This is a genomic window from Arthrobacter sp. ISL-85, assembly GCF_018613675.1.
In the GTDB taxonomy this organism is placed as follows: Bacteria; Actinomycetota; Actinomycetes; order Actinomycetales; family Micrococcaceae; genus Arthrobacter.
The window spans coordinates 136,966-157,956 of the sequence record NZ_JAGGPQ010000017.1 but is presented as its reverse complement, the minus strand read 5'-3'; the positions used below and the strand labels follow the sequence as shown (position 1 = coordinate 157,956).

At 60.7% G+C, this 20,991-nt stretch carries 13 protein-coding genes; 5 read left to right on the top strand and 8 right to left on the bottom strand.

Annotated elements, in window-relative coordinates:
- Window positions 1–115 precede the first annotated feature (115 nt).
- From J7I84_RS13910 to J7I84_RS13890, 5 genes are all read left to right on the top strand, one after another.
- Window positions 116–1,522: an amino acid permease gene (locus J7I84_RS13910; protein ID WP_214945144.1), complete on the top strand. Its 1,407-nt coding sequence runs from the start codon at window positions 116–118 to the stop codon at window positions 1,520–1,522.
- A gap of 22 nt (window positions 1,523–1,544) precedes the next feature.
- Window positions 1,545–2,846 (top strand): M18 family aminopeptidase, encoded by a 1,302-nt coding sequence (locus tag J7I84_RS13905; RefSeq protein WP_214945143.1) that lies wholly within the window; start codon window positions 1,545–1,547, stop codon window positions 2,844–2,846.
- A gap of 297 nt (window positions 2,847–3,143) precedes the next feature.
- Window positions 3,144–8,660: a DUF4082 domain-containing protein gene (locus tag J7I84_RS13900; protein ID WP_214945142.1), complete on the top strand. Its 5,517-nt coding sequence runs from the start codon at window positions 3,144–3,146 to the stop codon at window positions 8,658–8,660.
- A 316-nt stretch (window positions 8,661–8,976) separates the two neighbouring features.
- On the top strand, window positions 8,977–10,593 hold the full coding sequence (locus tag J7I84_RS13895) for a WecB/TagA/CpsF family glycosyltransferase (protein WP_214945141.1): 1,617 nt from the start codon (window positions 8,977–8,979) through the stop codon (window positions 10,591–10,593).
- Window positions 10,581–11,417, top strand: coding sequence for a glycosyltransferase family 2 protein (locus J7I84_RS13890; protein ID WP_214945140.1), 837 nt, complete (start codon window positions 10,581–10,583; stop codon window positions 11,415–11,417). Before J7I84_RS13895 ends, J7I84_RS13890 begins: the two co-directional genes overlap by 13 nt.
- A 78-nt stretch (window positions 11,418–11,495) precedes the next feature.
- Here the strand turns inward: J7I84_RS13890 and J7I84_RS13885 are convergent, their stop codons facing one another.
- The 8 genes from J7I84_RS13885 to J7I84_RS13850 all read right to left on the bottom strand — a co-directional run bounded on the left by J7I84_RS13885 (window position 11,496) and on the right by J7I84_RS13850 (window position 20,990).
- On the bottom strand, window positions 11,496–12,815 hold the full coding sequence (locus J7I84_RS13885; protein ID WP_396020071.1) for a hypothetical protein: 1,320 nt from the start codon (window positions 12,813–12,815) through the stop codon (window positions 11,496–11,498).
- Between the two features lie 25 nt (window positions 12,816–12,840).
- Window positions 12,841–13,737 (bottom strand): chain-length determining protein, encoded by an 897-nt coding sequence (locus tag J7I84_RS13880; RefSeq protein WP_214945138.1) that lies wholly within the window; start codon window positions 13,735–13,737, stop codon window positions 12,841–12,843.
- A complete protein-coding gene (locus tag J7I84_RS13875) occupies window positions 13,725–14,963 on the bottom strand; it encodes an O-antigen ligase (RefSeq protein ID WP_214945137.1) in 1,239 nt (412 codons plus the stop codon). The genes J7I84_RS13880 and J7I84_RS13875 overlap by 13 nt, the downstream gene beginning before the upstream one ends.
- Window positions 14,964–15,091: 128 nt before the next feature.
- Window positions 15,092–16,015, bottom strand: coding sequence for a DUF6492 family protein (locus J7I84_RS13870; RefSeq protein WP_214945136.1), 924 nt, complete (start codon window positions 16,013–16,015; stop codon window positions 15,092–15,094).
- Window positions 16,012–16,947 carry a glycosyltransferase family 1 protein gene (locus J7I84_RS13865; RefSeq protein ID WP_251046603.1) on the bottom strand — a complete coding sequence of 312 codons (936 nt, stop codon included), beginning with the start codon at window positions 16,945–16,947 and terminating at the stop codon, window positions 16,012–16,014. The genes J7I84_RS13870 and J7I84_RS13865 overlap by 4 nt, the downstream gene beginning before the upstream one ends.
- Before the next feature lie 331 nt (window positions 16,948–17,278).
- Window positions 17,279–18,385 carry a glycosyltransferase family 2 protein gene (locus tag J7I84_RS13860; RefSeq protein WP_251046630.1) on the bottom strand — a complete coding sequence of 369 codons (1,107 nt, stop codon included), beginning with the start codon at window positions 18,383–18,385 and terminating at the stop codon, window positions 17,279–17,281.
- Entirely contained in the window at window positions 18,385–19,494 is a 1,110-nt protein-coding gene (locus J7I84_RS13855) for a DegT/DnrJ/EryC1/StrS aminotransferase family protein (RefSeq protein WP_214945134.1), read from the bottom strand. The genes J7I84_RS13860 and J7I84_RS13855 overlap by 1 nt, the downstream gene beginning before the upstream one ends.
- The gene (locus tag J7I84_RS13850) at window positions 19,491–20,990 is read right to left on the bottom strand and encodes an oligosaccharide flippase family protein (protein ID WP_214945133.1); all 1,500 of its coding nucleotides are present in this window, start codon (window positions 20,988–20,990) and stop codon (window positions 19,491–19,493) included. Before J7I84_RS13850 ends, J7I84_RS13855 begins: the two co-directional genes overlap by 4 nt.
- Window position 20,991: the final 1 nt, after the last annotated feature.

Genomic DNA, 20,991 nt, shown 5'->3' with positions numbered 1-20,991 from the left:
GCGCATAATGGCGGATCTAGGGTGAAACGACGATGTGGTGCATCACACGGTTCGCCGGTGATCCGCCAAGGCACGTCGCTTTACCCATGCTATTTCCCAACAGGACGGCGCTTCCATGCATGCTGACCAGCAACTTTCAAAGTCCCTGAAACCCAGGCACCTATCCATGATCGCCATCGCCGGCGTCATCGGAGCAGGTCTTTTCGTCGGCTCGGGGGCAGCCATCCAGCAGGCCGGCCCCGGCATCCTCGTGGCGTACGCGGCCGCCGGGCTGGTGGTCATCCTGGTGATGCGCATGCTGGGGGAGATGGCCGCAGCGAACCCCGAAACGGGTTCCTTCTCCACCTACGCGGACAAGGCGCTGGGCCGCTGGGCGGGATTCAGCATCGGCTGGCTCTACGCCTGGTTCTGGATCATCGTCCTGGGCATCGAGGCCACCGCGGGCGCCGCCATCATGCACCGCTGGGTGCCGGGCATTGACCAGTGGGTCTGGGCCCTTGCCCTCATGGTGCTGCTGACGCTCACCAACCTCGGCTCCGTGAAGTCCTACGGCGAGTTCGAATTCTGGTTCGCTTCGATCAAGGTGGCGGCCATCGTCCTCTTCCTTATCTTTGGCGCTGCCGCCATCCTGGGCCTTATCCCCGGAGTCCCCGCTCCCGGCCTGAGCAACCTGGTCAACAACGGCGGATTCATGCCCAACGGCCCGGGCGCTGTGCTGGCCGGCATCCTTGTAGTGGTCTTCTCCTTCTTCGGTGCCGAGATCGCCACCATCGCAGCCGGCGAATCGGAAAACCCGGTGGATGCAGTGAAGAAGGCCGTGAAATCCACTGTGTGGCGCATCCTGGTCTTCTACATCGGTTCCATCGCCGTTGTGGTCACCCTGCTCCCCTGGAACTCCGCCTCAGTTGCCAAGAGCCCGTACGTGGCGGTCATCGAACTGTTCGGCATTCCCGGCGCCGGAACCATCATGGACGTCGTGGTGCTTACTTCAGTGCTGTCCTGCCTGAACTCCGGCCTCTACACCGCCAGCCGCATGCTGTTCTCGCTTTCCACCCGCGGTGACGCACCACGCTCCTGGACCCGCATCTCCCGCCGGGGCGTCCCGGCTGCTGCAGTCCTTGCCTCCACGGTGGTCGGCTTCGTCACGGTGGGCCTGAACTACATTGCCCCGGACACCGTCTTCCTCTTCCTGGTCAACACCTCCGGTGCAATTGCCCTGTTCGTGTGGCTCGTCATCTCGGCCTCGCAGCTGGTCCTTCGCCGGCGGATGGGTGCTGCGGCCAAGGACCTGCAGCTAAAGATGTGGCTCTTCCCGTACCTCACCTGGGCAGCGATCATCAGCATCGTGGCCCTGCTCATCGGCATGGTGATCGTTGAGTCCACGCGGGAATCTCTCCTGCTGTCGCTCGCGCTGGCCGCCGTGGTGGTAGCAGTGGGCGTCCTCCGTTACCGGCGGAAGGACGCCGCAGCCGCTGGACAGCCCGCACTGGCAACCGAGGCGGCCCCGGCACCGGCAGAGTAGGCGCGGCACTAGACTCGGGACCATGCCTTTGCCTTCCTCTGCCGCAGACCACATCCAGGACCTGGGCGCCTATGTCAGCGCATCGCCGTCGAGCTTCCACGCCGCGCATGAGGGGGGCCGCCGGCTGGAGGAAGCCGGATTCGTCCGGCTGGATGAGCTTCAGCCATGGGAGGGCGGCGCTGGATCGTTCTTCGTGATCCGCGACGGTGCGCTGATCGCCTGGGTGGTCCCGGAAGGTGCGGGACCGGCCACGGGGTTCAACATCCTCGGCGCGCACACCGATTCGCCGTCGTTCAAGCTCAAGCCCAAGCCCACCACCGGTGCCCACGGCTGGCTGCAGGCCGGCGTTGAGGTTTACGGCGGGCCGCTGCTGAATTCCTGGCTGGACCGCGAGCTGCGGCTCGCGGGCCGGCTGGTGATGCTCGACGGCACCGAGCACCTCACCGCCACAGGACCGCTGCTCCGCTTCCCGCAGCTGGCCATCCACCTGGACCGGGCCGTGAATGACGGGCTTACCCTGGACAAACAGCGCCATATGAACCCGGTGTGGGGGCTGGGGAATCCAACGGATTCGGACCTTCTGGGAGTGCTGGCAGCTTCGGTTCCCGGCGCGTCCGTTGATCCGGGGCAGATTGGCGGATACGACGTCGTCATTGCGGACACGCAGCCACCTGCGGTTTTCGGGGGCAAGGGGGAGTTCTTCGCATCAGGGCGGTTGGACAACCTTTCGGCCACCCACGCCGGGTTGGCGGCACTGATCGCCCACCGCGGTTCCGCCGCTACGGGCGGCCCCATTGCGGTGCTCGCCGCATTCGACCACGAGGAAATCGGCTCCAACTCGCGCTCCGGTGCGTGCGGACCCATCCTTGAGGACGTGCTGGTGCGTATCTCTGACGGCCTCGGCGCAACGGTGAGCCAGCGGCGGCAGGCCCTGGCGGCGTCGTTCTGCCTCTCTGCCGACGCGGGGCACGCGGTGCACCCGAATTATCCTGAGCGGCACGATCCCGCCAACCACCCCGTACTGAACGGCGGGCCGCTGCTGAAGATCAACGCCAACCAGCGTTACGCCACGGACGCGTTCGGTGCTGCCTTCTGGGCGAGGCTTTGTGGCGAAGCGGGCGTGCCCTACCAGGAATTCGTTTCCAACAATGTGGTGCCCTGCGGTTCCACCATCGGTCCGCTCACCGCCACCCGACTCGGGATCCGCACCGTCGACGTTGGCGTGCCGCTGCTGTCCATGCACTCCGCCCGCGAGCTGTGCGGTGTGGAGGATCCGCTTCGCCTGGCCGCCGTGACGGAGCTGTTTTTCGGGACTGGGGCGTAGTTCCCGGGCCTCCGGTAGGTACCCCACAAAGTTGGTGTGGGGACCCACATAGGTAGCCCCTATTCTCCTGGTGGGGGTATTTCAAACCCCTACGGTTGAAAAACACGGATGCCGTTGGGCATGCGGCCCAGGTTCCGGGCGGCATGCCAGGTCCTCCCAGGCCTGCAGACTGATGGCGCCGTGACAACTGACCGATGCGACAGGTGCCGGTGCCGGGTGACCGGCGCGTGGCTGAAACGGGGAGTGCAGACCCCTTTCCAGCCGACGGGCTCCTGGCGCAGTGAGCCTGGAGCCCAAATGCTGTCTGCACCTGAAGTCCCGTTCCGGCCGATCCTGCGTCACTGGGTCCTTGCCGCAATCCTTGCGCTGGTTGCCTCCACAGTGTCGGTCGTTACAGGGCCGGGCTGGATTCTCCCGGCACGGGCCGTTACCCCCTGCGACGCCCCTGTGGTGAGCAAGGTGGCCTGCGAGAATACACAGCCCGGCAATCCCGCCAGCGAGTGGAAGGTCAGCGGTGCCGGGGACAGCACTATCCAGGGCTACGCGACGTCGATCAGCGCCAATTTGGGGCAAACTGTCACCTTCAAGGTGAAAACCAATGCAAAGGCGTACCGGATCGATATTTACCGGTTGGGCTACTACCAAGGCTCCGGTGCTCGCAAAATTGCAGCCAATATTCTTCCTTCAGCTGCGCTGCCGCAAACACAACCAAGCTGCGCCACCTTCTCGGCAACCGGACTGGTCGACTGCGGCAATTGGGCCGTGTCCGCATCCTGGGCGATACCACCGACGGCCGTCTCGGGCGTCTACCTGGCCCGCCTGGTGCGTACGGACACGGGGGGTGCGAGCGTCATTCCGTTCGTGGTTCGTGACGACGCCGCAAAGTCTGCTGTGCTGTTTCAAACATCTGATACGACCTGGCAGGCCTACAATTCGTACGGCGGCAACAGCCTCTACTCCTGCTCAGTAGCTTGTCCGGCCGGCAATCCTGCGGCGTACAAAGCCGCCTTCAAAGTGTCGTACAACAGACCATTTATCACTGGCGGTGACGCACAGGGGCAGAACTGGCTGATGTATTCCGAGTACCCGATGATTCGCTTTCTGGAGGCCAACGGATACGACGTCAGTTACATGGCAGCCCTTGATGTTTCGACCCAGGGTGCGCTGTTGCTGAACCACAAAACATTCCTGTCGGTGGGACACGACGAATACTGGTCCGCCGACCAGCGCAGCAATGTCACGGCAGCCCGTGACGCAGGAGTAAACCTGGCCTTCTTTAGCGGCAATGAAATGTTCTGGAAGACACGGTGGGAGCCCAGTGCCGACGGCACCAACACCGCGGGACGCACCTTAGTTTCCTACAAAGACACCCACTTCAATGCGCCTACCGACCCCGTGTCTTGGACCGGAACGTGGCGGGATCCCCGCTACGGCACAGCGACCGGCGGCGGAAACCCGGAAAACTCGCTCACAGGCCAATACTTCATGGTCAACTCGGGCACCACGGACATAGTTGTTCCCGCGGCATACAAGCAGTTGAGGATGTGGCGAAACACCTCAATACCAGGGATGGCTTCCAACGCGGCCATAACCTTGGGCGCAGGCTTGGGCACGCTCGGGTACGAATGGGACGTCGACGCTGATGACGGCTTCCGGCCGGTGGGGTCATTACGGCTGTCCCAAACCACCAGCACCTCCGCTGAGGTATTCACTGATTACGGATCCACGACCAAGCAGGGCGGGACGGCCACGCACAGCTTGACAATCTACAAAGCAGGAAGCGGCGCGCTCGTCTTCGGCGCCGGGACGGTCCAATGGTCTTGGGGGCTTGATGCCTTCACCACGGGCAAGGCCGTGGACCGAAATATGCAGCAGGCGACGGTTAACCTGTTCGCAGATATGTCCGTGCAGCCCACAACGCTTATTTCGGGGCTGGTTGCGGCGCAGGCATCCACAGACACCACAGCACCGATATCCAAGGTGACGGACCCGGCCGTGGGGACAACAGTTGCCGACGGGACAGTCCTGACCGTTTCCGGCACAGCAACTGATGCAGGCGGTGTGGTGGCAGGGGTGGAAGTCTCTACGGACGGCGGCACCACCTGGCACCCCGCCAACGGAACCAGCAGCTGGACATACAGCTGGACTGTCCACGGAAGTCCCAGTTCAGTCCTGCGGTCCCGCGCTGTGGATGACAGTGGGAATCTCGAATCACCCGCTGCCGGAGTCACTACGAACGTGTCCTGCCCATGCTCACTCACAGGTACCAACAAATCACCAGCAGTTGCTGATTCGGCAGATACGGCGTCAATCGAAGTTGGTGCCAAGTTCTACTCTGATGTTGCAGGAACGGTCAGTGCGGTCCGTTTTTACAAAGCCTCAAAAAATACGGGGACCCATACAGGCAGCATCTGGAGTGCCTCCGGGCAAAGGCTTGCCACTGCCGCCTTCAGCAATGAGTCTGGGAGTGGCTGGCAGACTGCGACGTTGTCGCCGCCGCTCGCGATATCCGCGAACACCATGTACGTGGTGTCGTACTTCGCGCCCTCGGGCCACTACTCGGAGGACGCAGGCTATTTTTACAACAACCCGTCCCCGCTTGGTGCCACAAACCCGTTGGACAGCGCTCCCTTGCATTTCCCGAGAAGCCTGCCCGCTACCCCCAACGGGCTATTTCGTTATGGTGCAAGCTCCGCGTTTCCTGACCAGGTCTATGACGCGGAGTACTACTGGGTAGACGTGTCATTTTCCCCGTCCTCATCAGTACCGCCGGCTGTTTCCTCCGTCTCCCCCTTGAACGGAGCAACGGATATCACCACGGCGGCGAAACCCTCCGCTACCCTGAACCAGCCGGTCACGCCGTCATCGGTAGCGTTCACACGGAAGAACGCAGCCGGAGAAGCTGTGGCAGGGTCTGTCGCCTATGACTCCGCAACTAACACTTCAACCTTCTCCCCGGCGGCCAGCCTGGCCTACTCGACCAGCTACACCGCGACCGTCAGCGGGGCAACGAATGCCGCCGGCCAAACCATGAGCACCCCCTACAGTTGGTCATTCACTACGGCAGCGCCCCCGCCAGCGCCGGCAGTTTCATCCGTGACCCCTGCAAGCAATGCGACATCGGTAGCGGTAAGCACGAAACCCACGGCAACCTTCAATCAGGCTGTTGGCGGCACGTCCGTTGTCTTCGCCCTCAAAGATGCGGCGAACAATAATGTCCCAGGATCCGTGACGTACGACAGCGCCACCTACACTGCAACCTACAGCCCGACAGGAACGCTGGCGTACAGCACTACCTATACGGCAACGGTGAGCGGGGCGACCAACTCCCAGGGACAAAGCATGGCCGCACCGTATTCCTGGACCTTTTCCACCGGCCCTGCGCCAAGCAGCTGCCCTTGCTCAGTCTTCCTTCCGACAGCTGTTCCTGCCGTCGTTTCCGAAAACGACAGCGCTGCCGTCGAACTGGGCATGAAGTTCCGATCCGACGTTTCCGGAAGCGTGACCGGCGTCCGGTTCTACAAAGGCAGTACCAACACGGGCACCCACACCGGACACCTTTGGTCCAGCACTGGGACACTGTTGGCCACAGTTACCTTTGGAAATGAGTCGGCGGCCGGGTGGCAGCAGGCCAACTTTTCCACCCCGGTAAGCATCAACGCCAATACAACCTATATTGTCTCCTACTACGCCCCCAACGGTTTCTACTCAGCGAGCAGTGGGTTTTTCAGCAGCGGAGCAGACAATGCACCGCTCCATGGCTTGGCGAGCGGCGTCGATGGGCAGAACGGCGTGTACGCGTACGGGGCTTCCGGCTTCCCAAACCAGAGCTATAACAGCACCAACTACTGGGTGGACGTAGTCTTCAATACTTCCACGACCTCTTCGGCGCCGAAGGTCACTTCCGTCGCCCCGGTAAATGGATCAACCGGCATCGACGTAGCGGTCAAACCATCTGCTACTTTCAACCAGACGGTGACTGCCACATCTGTGGTCTTCACCGTCAAGGATTCTGCGAATGCTGCCGTGGCCGGTTCCGTAGCGTATGACCAGACAACCAGCACGGCGACCTTCACACCGTCATCAGCGCTTGCCTACAACACCACTTACACAGCGAGTGTGAGCGGCGCAACGAGCACCGCGGGGGCCACGATGGACGCCCCCTATACGTGGACATTCGCAACGACGGCCGCTCCATTGCTGCCTGCGGTATCCAGTTCTTCGCCCACCAACAACGCGACCGCTGTTGCGGTGGATGTGAAACCAGGAGTCACATTCAACCAGGACGTCATTGGTTCATCCGTGGCCTTCACCTTGAAAGACTCGGCGAACGTGTCCGTTCAAGGCTCGGTGGCTTACGACGCGACGGCGCGGACTGCGACTTTCAGTCCGGGCAGTGCTTTGGCCTTCAGTGTCACCTACACCGCCACTGTTTCCGGGGCAACCAACTCCGCTGGACAGGTTATGAGTACGCCCTACTCCTGGAGTTTCACCACTGCAGCGCAGCCGGCGGCGTGCCCCTGCAGTGTTTTCAGCGCCGCATCCGTGCCAACCACAGCCAGTACGGATGATCCCAATGCCGTGGAAGTTGGCATGAAGTTCCGTTCCGATGTGACGGGGACTGTATCCGGCGTCCGCTTTTACAAAGGCCCCTCCAACACGGGAACTCACACCGGGCACCTTTGGTCCTCGACAGGAACCCTCCTCGCGTCGGTCACCTTCGGGACGGAGACGGCAACAGGCTGGCAGCAGGCACTCTTCTCAGCACCGGTTCCAATCGCCGCGAACACGACGTATGTGGTGTCCTACTTTTCGTCCAACGGGTATTACTCCTCAGACAGCGGATACTTCAACAGTGCTGCCGATAACGCGCCGTTGCATGGTCTTGCATCCGGTTTTGACGGCCCGAACGGCGTTTACCGCTACGGCTCCTCCGCTTTCCCTTCCGACAGCTACAACAACACCAATTACTGGGTTGATGTGGTGTTCAGCGGCGGGAATGCAGGGACCGCACCGGCGGTAGCGTCCGTGTCACCCGCTCCCAGCGCCTCGGGGGTGTCGGAGAGCGTGCAGCCCACAGCCACATTCAACCAACCAGTAACCGCGTCCACGGTCGTCTTCACCGTGAAGAGCGCCACCGGCGCGGACGTACCAGGCTCAGTTTTCTACGATGCAGGGACCAACACCGCCACCTTCGCGCCGTCTGGGCTCCTCGGCTTCAGCACCAATTACACGGCAACGGTTTCGGGCGCCACAAATTCGGCAGGAACTCCCATGGCATCACCGTATTCATGGACGTTCACGACCAAAGCCGCGCCGGCAGCTTGCCCTTGCAGCGTCTTCAGCCCAACGTCCGTTCCCGCGACCGCCAATACCAATGACCGCAAGGCCACAGAAGTGGGCATGAGGTTCCGGTCCGACGTCGCCGGGACTGTTTCAGGAATCCGTTTTTACAAGGGCACCTCTAATACGGGAACGCATGTGGGGCACCTGTGGTCCGGCGGTGGGGCACTGCTGGCGACGGTCACCTTCGTAAATGAATCCTCCTCGGGATGGCAGCAGGCGCTATTTGATGCTCCCGTTGCCATCACGGCGAACACCACTTACGTCGTGTCGTACTACGCGCCCGTCGGGTTCTACTCGTCCACGCGGGACTACTTCAGCACAGCAGGAGTGGACAGCGCACCCTTGCACGCCCTGGCAGACGGCTTTGACGGGCCCAACGGTGTATACGCCTACGGCGCCAGCGGATTCCCGGCGAGCAGTTTCAGAAGCACAAATTACTGGGTTGACGTGGTCTTCAACCGTTCCTAGCACCACAAGATCCAACGAAAGGTTAGCCATCGTGACAGTGTCTGGTTCTTTCCGTAACTTCATCCAGCCGCCAGCAACGCTCAGCTCCGTTTTCCTCATTGGCGAGCCGAACAACAAAGGAAGTCGCCCCCCGGAGAAAGGTTGTAGCCAATGGCTTCGCCTGGGCGGGGCTTCGGTCAAGCTCATGGAAATCGATGAGGCCCTGCGCACGGTTATGGACCGCGCGCAGGACGCACATGGTGTCCCTCTTGCTGTCGCATCCGTGAACCTGGACCACCTGCAGCATTTTGGCGCAGGCAGTCGCTGGGCCGAAGTTATGGAGCGACCCTCGGCAGTCGAGTGGCTACCGCTGCTGGATGGCTCGCCTTTGGTGTCCCGGGCTGGAAAACTCACGGGACGGACGTGGCCCAGGCTTGCGGGCAGCGACCTAATAGGACCTGTGCTTGATGCGGCGGAGGCTAAAGGCACCCGGGTGGGTTTCCTTGGCGGATCCGAAGAAGCCCACCGGCTGGTTCACTCCAGCCTGTCCTCGACGCACCCGAACCTCCAGGTAGCGGGCTGGTGGGCCCCTGACCGAGCTGAGTTGACGGACCAGTCGGCGTCGGCGGTACTGGCCGCTGATATCGCCGCAGCCCAAACAGATATTCTTTTCGTTTGCCTAGGTAAGCCCCGGCAGGAACTTTGGATATCGGAATTCGGCCAGTTCACAGGCGCCAAGGTTCTGCTTGCCTTTGGTGCGGCCGTGGATTTCTTGGCGCGCCGAGTTCCCCGGGCCCCCGAACTCGCACAAAACCTTGGAATGGAGTGGGCGTGGCGGCTTGCACTGGAGCCACGACGTTTGGCCAACCGCTACTTGGTCCAAGGACCCGAGGCCTATCTTAAGCTCAGGACTCAGAGTTGCGGGGCGGCGGAGGCGCTTCCTAAACCGGACCGAAGCACCTCGACGGAAAATGAGTTACTGCGGAGCGAGGGTTTCTCTGCCAAGGGGGAGAAAACGGATGTGGCTGCACTCGTAGTTACATACAACAACGAACGCGACGTCGCGGCGCTCCTCAACAGCCTGAAGGCTGAGACCAGGGACCAAACCATTAAAGTCATCGTCGCGGACAACTCTCCCGGGCCTGGCACACTCAACGAACTGGAAAAATTTCCGGAGGTATATGCGTTTCCAACGGGTGGAAATCTGGGATATTCCGCAGCAATTAATGTTGCAATGAAGAAGGCTGGATCTGCAGATTCATTCCTAATCCTTAACCCGGATATGCGTCTTGAGAGAGGTGCCATCCGGGCGATGCGCAGAAGAATGGCGATTTGCGGGGCAGGCGTAGTGGTCCCACTCCTCATGGACGACGATAGGACCGTTTATCATTCCCTGCGCCGCGAACCCAGCGTGTGCAGGGCATTTGGTGATGCAGTGTTGGGAAGCAGGCTCCCCGGCCGGCCGGAGTGGCTGGCCGAAACCGAATTTGACAGAGAAAGCTATCTGCATCCCCACAGGGTGGACTGGGCAACCGGAGCTGCGTTGATGATTCGTCCAGACGCGGCACAAATGGCGGGCGACTGGGATGAGGAGTACTTCCTGTATTCGGAGGAAACAGATTTCATGCACCGGGTCCGGAGTGCGGGCATGGAGGTTTGGTTCGAACCCCAGGCACGTATGTTTCATTCAAGGGCAGGATCGGGGACCTCGACAGCATTGGCGGCATTGATGGCGGCCAACAGAATCAGGTACGTCCGCAAATTCCACACCAGGAGCTACGCCCGGGCATTCCGTGCAGCTGTCGTTCTCTCAGCCCTGCTGAGATCACCTCTGCACGGGCAACAGTTGATCTTGGCCGCTGTGACCCGCGAACGCAAGTGGGTGGACCTCCCTCACGCGGAGAACTACGGGAATAGGCCGCTAAGGAGAGGGGCGTCCCAGTGGGAACAGTGATCATACCGGCGCACAATGAAGCGGCCGTACTCCCCCGCACTCTTGACAGCCTGGCCCAAGCGATTTCCAGCGGAACGGTTGAGGTCATAGTGGCATGCAACGGCTGTACTGATCAGACAGCCGCCGTAGCCAGATCCTATCCGCGGGTGCGGGTGATCGAAATTGGTGAAGCATCAAAGACGGCGGCCTTGAACGCGGCAGACAGGACCGCAAGCCACTGGCCTCGGCTCTATCTTGATGCCGACATCGAACTTACCCTGGATGCGCTGTTTGCCACGCTGGAACTTTTGGCAGGCAGTGAGACTGTTTACTGCGCCCGTCCTGCATTTCGTTATGACTATTCGGGAGCAACCTGGCCTGTCCGCGCCTATTACCGCGCCAGGACCCGGTTGCCCCAATCGGCAGCGTCGATGTGGGGAGCGGGTGTTTACGGGGTCAATGAGAAGGGCCACAACAGGCTCGGGGAGTTTCCGCCGGTCACAGCGGACGATTGCCTGATTGACCGGCTCTATCGCGCTCACGAGAAGGCCGTGGTGCCATGCCATCCCGTGACGGTGCACACTCCGCGGACCGCCCGCGCCCTAATTGCGACCTTGAAGAGAATTTATCGTGGAAATGGTGAGCTTCAACACCTTCAGGGGTCGCATACCGTGCGCACAGTACGCGAACTGGCAGGGTCAGTCCACAGTCTGCTCTCCGCGTTCGATGCCGTAGTCTACGGTGTCTTTGCCTTGCTGGGTCGTCGCCCGGATGGCAAGGGTGGTGCCTCCCGAACCGCGACTTGGGAACGGGACGAAACCAGTAGGACGGACACCAGGCCCTAGACAAGAGCAGTGGAGCGGCCGTTCTGTCCCTTAGGATCCAAGGGCGCTCCACTCGCCTTAGTTACTCGTATATGTCGTCTACGGCATGCAGAGCGGGGCCGCACCGTCAAGTCGGTATAGGTGGACGGCATTTCCATTTGGAAAGGAATCCTGGAAGGTGCCCTTCTCCATATTTAGGCTTCGGTTTTCGCCCAGAACTGTTACGTTTCCACCCCCGTTCGCAAGACATGGAAGTTCGAACACAGCGTCCTGGGAAGCGGCGCGGGCAGAGGAAGTGAGGATGAACAGGGAACCGTCGTAAACCTTGACAGCGCTCTGGACAGTCTCATTGTGAATAACGGCATTGTCTAGGAATGGCGCGTTGAGTACGGGCGCAAGCTCCGCAAGCTGCCGGTTGAGCGCAGTGACTTCAGCCCTTGTCTGTTGGGCACAGCCCTCCCGAAGGACGTGGAAGGAACGGCAACCGCCACCGAAACTGTGGTTGAAGTAGACGATTCCCCGCGCTCCGTGAATGATACTGTTCCAGACCGCGGCACGGATTTGCGGTCCCGTGACGGCTTCGGTGGACGCATCGAAGGGTTGTCCCACCTCAACAAAGGACCACACCGGTTTGCTTCCTTCCGGGCTGACCAGCGACCGGACACGGTCCACAGTCCAGCCATAGTTGGCCGGCAACCGGCATTCGGACTCGGTCAAAGACCGCTCCCCCTTGACCAAGGAGCCGCCCTCACTTTTGCCGCAGATATTGGGGTCCGTGAACCAATAATTGTCCGCAGACACCACATCCTGATACTCATTGACGAAACGTGCTGCTTCCCCGTCTGATTCCCAAAAGGTGACGCCCTTACCGTAATTCGCGTAGGCCATTTTGGAGTTTTCGACTCCTTTTGCCAGTTGGCCTTGAACTGTATAACCACAGCGGCCCGCTTCTGGTTCGCAAACAGCTCCTTGACCGGGCCATTTTCCTGTCCATTTGTCATTACCTGGACCCGCCCACATGTCCGGCTCATCTGCCAGGACCGCGCCGTTATCTCTTAAAGATGGAGAACTGGACAATGCAAAGGGGCCGGATCCATCCAAAAGAGAAAGATTTGAGTCGGCTGTCAGATCAACATAAACGTTGATTCCTACGTCGGCGTCCCGGTGTATCTCATCCATGCTGGTGATGCTTTCCAGCCATACGCCAACCGGGAAAAAGGTGGGCGATAAAGGAAGTGGTTTGCTGAACCTCTTAAAATAATCTGCACCCCCATCAACGTTTCGCAGGTATCGTGGCGGGGCCCCTGCATTCCTTTCCGTCGCCAGCCTGCTCACTCCCGTTGTAGCCGGCATGGCCTGGCATCCGGTAATAACGAGGACGACTGCAAGGACCGCCGTTGCTGTGCGTGTTGTTTTCATGGCTTCCACGTACACCTCTTCCGGCCTAGTCGCCTGGAGTTCTTCCGGCTGTTATCAAACGATGGTTGTCTGGGTTGTCTTTCTTGTCGTTGTTCCCTTGGGGCGTTGTTCCCCCCGGCACAGATGGGGATTCCGGGTAGGGGGTGCCTGATTCTGGCGGAGAGATTGTTGTATTGGCTCGTCGGCCTTTCCGCTGCCTTACCGGAGCTTCCGGCCCAGTGGGGCCGGTTTCGGAAGGGATGCGGGAAGTCCTGCTTGGGTTGTCACCATCAGCGCTATCCGCATTTTGCCGGCGCCGCACCATTCTTGCCCTTGCAACGGACACCGAACCAAACAGCAGAACACTTCCGGCGATGCCAACCATAATCAGTGACCGCAGCCGGTTGGAGAACAGTTCCTTCGCCGGCCCCGGTCCCCTAACCAGGATGGGTGAGTAAAGATAACGATCGTCTGCTCCGTTCACCTTCTGCACAGAATTGAGCGTGGAGGTGAACTGTTCGCCCACAAGCTTGGCTGTGCCAACGGCCTCAGCCTCCGAGGGCGAAGTCGCCGTAACGGTGACCAGTCCCATTCCAAGGCTGGCAACAGGCGCTATCTTGAAGTCTGTGCCGAATCCTGCCTCCTTAAGCTGGTCAAGATAAGCCGGGTCCGAAAGCTTCGTAATCACTACCTGAGCTAGCAAAGAACTATCGTTGCTCCGCAGGTAAGGATTATTGGAGTTGAGCTTGGCCAGGTCCGGGTCTCTTTCCAGCTCAAGGTTTGAGGGCACGTCAGGCGCCGTCAAGGCGTACGAAACGTCCGCCTCGTACGTGCGCGGAGCGTAGAGATATACGTACAGGCAAGCGGCCATGGTCAATACCACTATTGGCAAAGTGACCCACTTGTGGCGCCATACGGTGGTCAGGACGGTCAGCGGGTCCATGATTTTCCTTCCCGGATACGTTTGTGGGCGGCCGGCGGAAGCACCACCGGCAGCGATGTGGAAAGTTGTTGTTTGACCAGCAGCCACACCACTCCGCTGAGGCCTATGAAGAATGGGCAGATGAGGGCGAAGGTCTGAAACGACAGGGCATCGAAGGTCCCCGCCGATACCGCCGCGACGAGCATTGATGCGCCCACGGCACCCCCTAGACTGCGGATCTCAGTCGTCGGGGCGTGATGTGCGGCGGTTAGGCTCGCGAAGAATGGCGCGAGGAAATATGCCAGCAACGCAGTAAGTCCAATCCCACCCATCGTTGCCACAGTCAGCAGATATTGATTGTCAAAGATGTCTTTCGCGTTCGTGGGCATCCATGTTCCCGGGCCAAGGCCCAGCCAGGGCCGTTCGAAGAAAAGCTGCCATGCGAGCGGGTAGTCATCGGTTCTGTAGGTGATGGAGGAATCGGATGAGCCAGCTGTTGCAGAGGAGAAAAAGGTGGACACCATTCCCGGCACAAAGAGGAACATTCCGGCAATGGCAACCGGAATTATTAGCACGGCCCACTGCCTCCACAGGGTCGGTAGGTAGGGAATAAGAATAAGCGCGACGACTGCCAGACCAATCAGGCCTGTGCGGGAAACGGTAATGACGTTTCCACTGAAGAGCAGTACCGGCAATGCTGCACGGACCCATGTCCGGGCTGCAGTGTCATAGAGGCCCCACCAGATCGACAGAGGCAGAAGCATTGAGCAGATCACGCCTAATTCAATTGGATGCATCGTAGTACCGGCCACACGCATGAAAGCCTCGCGGCCTTGGAATGCTGTGCCCGCGCCATTGTCTTCGAAACCAGGCATCAGGGACGCCACCCACTCCATCGGGTTGATCCGGAATGAAAATTGGATCAGAGCCACCACGCAGCAAAATGCCGCTCCTGCCATAACCCACCGCGTAACGGACTTGACCGAATCGATCGTCCTGATCGTCTCGGTGGTAGCCAAGGTGACACCTGCCCCTGCGACGACCAGGACCAGCCAGCGGTCTGCTGCAGCGCGTTCGGCGGCGTCGTTACCTCCACTGAAACCGGCAAACATAGCTGCGTAGCTCGCGCACGAGGCAACAATCCAGAAAAGCATGGCGCCCCTGCCCGGGTGGCCGAATGCCATGGGGTCGTGCAGGCCAAAGGCTGACGCGGCGAGCCATAGGAAGAACACTCCAACGGCCAGCATTTGGCTTACACTCCCACTTGCGCCGAGTGCCGGCAGCACCATGTAGGAAGGCAGAATGAGGGTGGTGACCAGCAGGATATACAGGACTGCCGGCGGGCGGTGTCTCCGTCCTGGGACGGCCGGAGATGTCATGGGCGGGACCGCACTGCAAGACCAGCCACAACCGATTCAATTACATGTGAGGGCGTGCCGGAATTCGATTGGACGTGCACTGCCAAGTCTTCGGGAGGATAAGCAGCAACGAAAGTTTCAGCATCCTCTTCGGATAACGGGCTGGGGGACCAGTAGCTGTGGCACAGTGTTGAGGCTGCTCCAAATGAACCTTGGCGTTCGGTGCCGAAATGCCGGAGGTACGTTCCGTAAAGAATGAATTCGCTGAAGTGCAGGCGGCCAGCCACTTCACTGGCCCAGTCTGAGCCACAAACCTGTTGTATCCGGTCGAGGCAGCCTTGAAGCACCTGAGGGTCCCAAGACACTATCCCGCCCACGTAGTCCGGAAAGGTTGACTGCGGGCGCCAGGGGAGACCCAAAAGGTCATAAGCCGTCTTTGTCCACAGCACGTGGCGTGAAAGGTCAGCGGTAATCCCGTCCGGTTTCTCGTAGAGACGCACCACTCCGTCACGGATAAAGGTTTCCACAGGCATTGGGCGAACTAGTACGACGTCTGAATCGATGACAACTACAGCGTCACAGTTCAGCTTTGTAGAAGCGGATAGTTTCAGGATTTGCTGGAGAATCCAGCCGCGGACCGGCGGCCAGGGCTTTTGAAGGTTGATTGCGCTGCAGTTGATGGAGCGCGGCGCAATCGGGATCCGCCGCCAGAGTGCAGCGACTCCATCGGTCGTCACGAATCCCTTGGGCAGGAACTCGGATTCACTCCAAACATCAAGTCGCGGCGAGCTTATGGCCCGGAAGACGGAAAGATCCCGCTTCGGGACAATGACATGGTGCCTCGTACTTTCCCCCGTATTACGCAGGACAGATTCGTGCAATCGAATGAAACTGGGGAGGTCGGGCGAATAGGAAGGTGTCAAAATGGCCATGGTGTTCATGCCGTTGCCTCCTCTTCAATGATTGCCGCCGTGGCTGTCTGGGCCGGGACCCAATCCCGGCGTGCTCCGGCTGCAACGAGGGATAATTCCCGTGCGGCGAGAGGCTTCTCCACGGCACGACAGAGGGCATTCGCAATACCCGCGGGGGTGGCTGTTGCCCACAGCACCCCTGGCGCCGCCAAATCCTTTCGTGCCAAAGGATGATCGTTGACAATTGGGGTCGTCCCGCAGGAAAGCATTTCTTCCGCCACGAGCGAGATATTGGTGAAGGACAGGGCAAGGCCTGCCACGCTGTTGTTGTAAAGCAAGTTCAGCTGCGCTGGAGCAAGCTTTCCGTGATGCTGATGCGGCACCGTCCATGACGGTAGGGGGTCCCCGTAGACATGAATCCGTTGCTCCGGATGGCGCTGATGGAACTCCGCCAGGGCCAATTTGCCCAAGAAGGTGCCCCTACGGTCCACGGCCTCCCTGGCGTAAAAGACCACCCCTTCTCTCGGGCCGAGGTTCTCCAAGAGATAAGTGCCGCCATCGCAGCCGAAGGGAACTGTGGCCGCGGTAATCCCTATGTTTTCCCGCAACGCATCTGACACCATGTTGCCTAAGCTGATGTTCGTAAAGCCAAACCTGTAGCTGTCCTCCGCGAGGCTGTAGAGACTTCCCCGCGGATAGAAGAACGGCTCGTAGTCCTGAATGAAGTAGAACCTGTGAACGGCTGCCTCCGCACTGCGGGTAGCCAGTACGTGGGCGGTCTCCCACGAACTCGCAACGCAGGCATCGTAGCCTTCGATGACATTGGGTACGGTCGAGACATCGGCCCGCAGCCACGGCCAATGCCGGCGGATAATGGCTTTTGCCTGTGAGATATCAGAACCATGCCGGTCATAGAGGAGCAACGAACACGCATGACCCCGGTCCTCGAGTCCTTTTACCATTCTGAACAGCGTGGTATGCCCGCCCGATCCGGGACCTGGAGGGGTACAAAGCCACGCCAGGTTGAGCGCTGTGCCTGGGCGCCTGGACTGCTCCGGAAGTTCCAGCCGGAGTCTCACAGAATCGGCGATGTCACGCTCCAGCAAAGGAAAGTCAAGCGCAGCGGTGTCGAAGAATTCGCATACGCGCCGGGCAAGACGTCGGACTACCCTGCGGCTGACGTCTTGGGTCCCTTGGGCACGAAGGCGGCGGAGAACTTCCCGCGTGCCGATCCACGGCTGGCCCGGGGCCACCGGTTGCGGATGATTGTGCAAAGCAGTCGCTGAATGCATCTCAAGAGACTCCTGTCCGGTGCCACCGGCGCCATTCCAGTTCAGATCTGATGCGCCCGTGCAGCCGCAGGGCAAGGGACTCCGGTCTTAGCCAGGGGGGCAGTGACTGGAAGCGCGCGCTGGGTTCAAGCCGCTCCCAGCGCGCATTTTCCGCAGCGCGGGGATCGAGTTGTTCCGCGAGGTCCAGCCACTGCTTGTACAGCGCCGCGTAACGAGATCCGCGGGCAAGCTCGTGGCGGGCAGTCCGCAGAGCCTCCATGGCAAGCGTCCGTCGCACCGTATCCCGCAGGTGGGCAACATCCACCAGTCCGCCGGCGGGACCTGAAAACAGGACATCGAAAGCAGCGACTCTTTCGCGGAAGTCGACGACTTCATCCACGGAGGTAGCGGACAGGCTTTGGCAATGTTCGCGGTGCCAGGCCTGGTCCGCTCCGTGTATGTAGGCAACATCGGAGAAGGAGGACAGCCGGAGCCAGAGTTCCATGTCGTGGCTGTGTGCCAAAGGGGAGAGATAACCAAGCTGGGCAACAAGGGAGCGGCGCATCAACACTTCGGGTGAAGTGATTACGTTCTTTCCGGACCGGCAACGGCCGGCAAGCCATTCCCGTCCGGGCCAGATGGTCCACCCGCTGGCATTGAGCCGCGGGCGGGGAAGCCGCTGCGACGAGAAATGGAGGGGATGACCATACACGAGACCAACAGACGGGAACGACTGCGCGACGAGGGTGGACCTGGCCAGGGACCCGGGGGTGAGCAGGTCATCCGCATCCAGGCGTACCAGGAATTCCCCTGTGGCAGTCCGCGCCCCATCATTGAAGGATCCCACCGGTCCGACGTTGGCTGAGTGCTGAATGAAGAACACATTGCCGTGGTTGCGGCTGAGTTCCCTTGCCACGCATGCGCTGTCATCAGTGGAAGCATCGTCCACGACAATGACTTCCACATCGACGTCCTGCTGGGAGAGGCAGCTGTGTACCGCCTGCGGCAGGAACCGTGCGTAGTTGTAACACGAGATCACCACCGACACCGTGGGCCTGTACGCGCGCGTCTCGAGTGGCTTCAGCCGGGGGGGCTTGGGTGCCCTCCGTTTGATTTCCTGGACTGTCATCATCTTCCCAGGACTTTCCCAAGGGCAGAAGCCACTTGTTCCTGCTGCTGCGCCGTGATTCCGGGGTACAGGGGCAATGACATGATTTCAGCGGCATGCCGTTCGGCGGTGGGAAAGTCTCCCCGTCTGTGTCCCAAGTGGGAGTAAGCCGGCAGCAAATGGATGGGGCGCGGGTAATGGATTCCTGCCCCGATACCTACTGCGTTGAGCTCTCTAACCACCCGGTCCCGATCAGGAACGCGCACGACGTACAGGTGGAATACGTGTTCGTTGTCGGCTGCCACCCGCGGCAACTTCACCATTTGAAGGTCGGCCAGCAACTGGTCGTAGCGCTCGGCCGCCCGAACCCGCTGCCCGTTCCACTCATCAAGGAAGTTCAGCTTCGCATTTAGCACCACGGCCTGCAGCGTATCCAACCGGGAGTTAAAGCCCACTTCCAGGTGTTCGTAACGGGCGTTGCCACCGTGGTTACGAAGCTTCCGGACTCGAGAGGCGATGGGCTTGGAGGCACTCATAACCGCGCCTGCATCTCCGTATGCGCCGAGGTTCTTTCCAGGATAGAAGCTCGTAGCGGCGACATCACCGAGCGCGCCGGCCCGGACTCCATGTCGCCTGGCGCCTTGGGCCTGGGCCATGTCCTCGACGATGGTGACGCTATGTGGTACTGCGTTCCTTATTGCCTCCATGGGGGCTGCCTGGCCGTAGAGGTGGACGCCGATGACCGCCTTGGTCCGTTTTGTCACCTTGAGGGCCACCTCTGCCGGATCCAGAAGAAAGTTTTCGTTGCAGTCGGCCAAGACCGGCACAGCTCCGGACCGTTTCACGGCGCCTGCCGTGGCCACAAAAGTGTTTGCCGGAATTATGACCTCATGGCCACGGCCAACGCCTGCTGCGCGCAGGGCGATTTCGATCGCGTCGGTACCGTTTCCCAAACCCATGGAAAAAGGCACTCCGCAATAGGCAGCCCATGCTTCTTCGAACTCTTCAACCTGCGGCCCCATGATGAAACTCGACTCGGCGATCACACGGTTGAAACCCTCGCGGATAAGGTTGTTGATCTGTTCCTGCTGGCTGGACAGGTCAACCAATGGAATGGTGGGCTGGGTCATGACTTACCTCCTGAAGATGCTGGGAGCGGCTGGTCCGCCGAAAGCGGGGAATGCGGCTGGTCGCCACTCCGGGGGAGTGACGCTGCGGCCCCGGCGAGCTGGCTGCGGAACCAGCGGGCGAGGAGCAGGATGTAGACTGCGCTTCCTGCGCTCCCGCCGGCCAACAGTGCCGGCAACGGACCAGGCGTGAAAGCCATTACTCCCAGGGTTGTTGCGGCTGCGGGAACTGCAGCCGCCAGGGGCGGCCACATCTTGCCGACGAGCGTGCCGGTGTCTGCACCGGACCTGTGGAGTGCGACTGCGTAGGCGGGGCAGACCACCAGCACCCCGGTAATCGAGTGCGCAGCTGCGACTCCCGTTGTCCCGGCGAGGTACATCCCCCCGATGACCGCCGGAATGAGGCCGGTGATCCAAGCGAGTTGCACTACCAAGGTGGCTTTGGCGGCCCCACGGGCGAGGAGGTAGGAAGCGGAGAGATCGAAAAGCGTCCTCAGTGCACCAAAGATTCCAAGCCAGGCGAGGATGGGGGCTGCAGGGAGCCAGCGGTCACCGTAGACCAGCTCGATCAGGGGTGTAGCAAGGAGGGCCAGCATGAGTCCGGCCAGCAGAGAGACGGCCCACACCGGACCCATCATGGCGGACAAACTCTTGTCCGACCGTCCGGTTGCCATCCTGGCGAAAGCGGGGATCGATATTGAACGGACAACTTGGCCCAGGACACTGATCGGCCAGTTCGAAATATTGAAGGCCAGGAAGTAGAAGCCCAGGGCGACGGGACCTGCCAGGCGTGATACCACCACGTTGTCCACGTTCAGGAGAGCCCAGGAGAGCACGTTTGCGCCGGCAACGGGCAGGCCGAAGGCGAGGACCTCGGGAGCGGCCTTCCTGTTGAACCCCAGCCGCACCCGCTCGCCGGAAAAGGCGTACTGCAAAATGAGTGTGGTCAGCTGGGCGGTCAGCCGGCCGATGGCCAGAGCCATCACGCCAAACCCTGCGGCGAGCAGAGCCAACGTAGAAAGAGTGCTCACCGTGAAGTCAATTACAGAGATGACGAAGAGCTCTTTTTGAGCGAAACGCCGTTGGAGGGCTGCATAGGGGACCACTCCTGCCCCGGCGAGGAGAAGCGTAAAGGCCATTAACGCGATGACCGGGCCAGCGTCGGGGCTGCCGAGAAGATCGGCCAGGCCCTGGGCGGACAACACCAGCGTTGTGGTAAGGACGGTGCTAGTGGCCAGGGCCAGCGTGCCCACAGTGGGGGCGATTCTCGCGGGATCAGCGGACCTCACCAAGTCGGCCGTCATACCTAGGTCCGCAAGTGACATAAGCACAAGCTGCACCGTCAAAGCGACGGCAAAGACGCCGAATTGCTCCGGAGCAAGGAGGCGTGCCAGAACTATCCCGACGGCGAAGGTCCCCAGCTTGAGGACCAGGCTGTTGATGCTGCTCCATGCCAGTCCACGGCGGACTTGGCTGGCGAGATCATTGCGTGCCGCCACG

Coding starts and splice junctions, on each gene's coding strand:
- J7I84_RS13860 (WP_251046630.1), bottom strand. CDS start 18,385: ATGACAGTCCAGGAAATCAAACGGAGGGCACCCAAGCCCCCCCGGCTG.
- J7I84_RS13910 (WP_214945144.1), top strand. CDS start 116: ATGCATGCTGACCAGCAACTTTCAAAGTCCCTGAAACCCAGGCACCTA.
- J7I84_RS13900 (WP_214945142.1), top strand. CDS start 3,144: ATGCTGTCTGCACCTGAAGTCCCGTTCCGGCCGATCCTGCGTCACTGG.
- J7I84_RS13880 (WP_214945138.1), bottom strand. CDS start 13,737: ATGGACCCGCTGACCGTCCTGACCACCGTATGGCGCCACAAGTGGGTC.
- J7I84_RS13870 (WP_214945136.1), bottom strand. CDS start 16,015: ATGAACACCATGGCCATTTTGACACCTTCCTATTCGCCCGACCTCCCC.
- J7I84_RS13905 (WP_214945143.1), top strand. CDS start 1,545: ATGCCTTTGCCTTCCTCTGCCGCAGACCACATCCAGGACCTGGGCGCC.
- J7I84_RS13885 (WP_396020071.1), bottom strand. CDS start 12,815: ATGAAAACAACACGCACAGCAACGGCGGTCCTTGCAGTCGTCCTCGTT.
- J7I84_RS13865 (WP_251046603.1), bottom strand. CDS start 16,947: ATGGTAAAAGGACTCGAGGACCGGGGTCATGCGTGTTCGTTGCTCCTC.
- J7I84_RS13895 (WP_214945141.1), top strand. CDS start 8,977: ATGGAGCGACCCTCGGCAGTCGAGTGGCTACCGCTGCTGGATGGCTCG.
- J7I84_RS13855 (WP_214945134.1), bottom strand. CDS start 19,494: ATGACCCAGCCCACCATTCCATTGGTTGACCTGTCCAGCCAGCAGGAA.
- J7I84_RS13875 (WP_214945137.1), bottom strand. CDS start 14,963: ATGCTGGCCGTTGGAGTGTTCTTCCTATGGCTCGCCGCGTCAGCCTTT.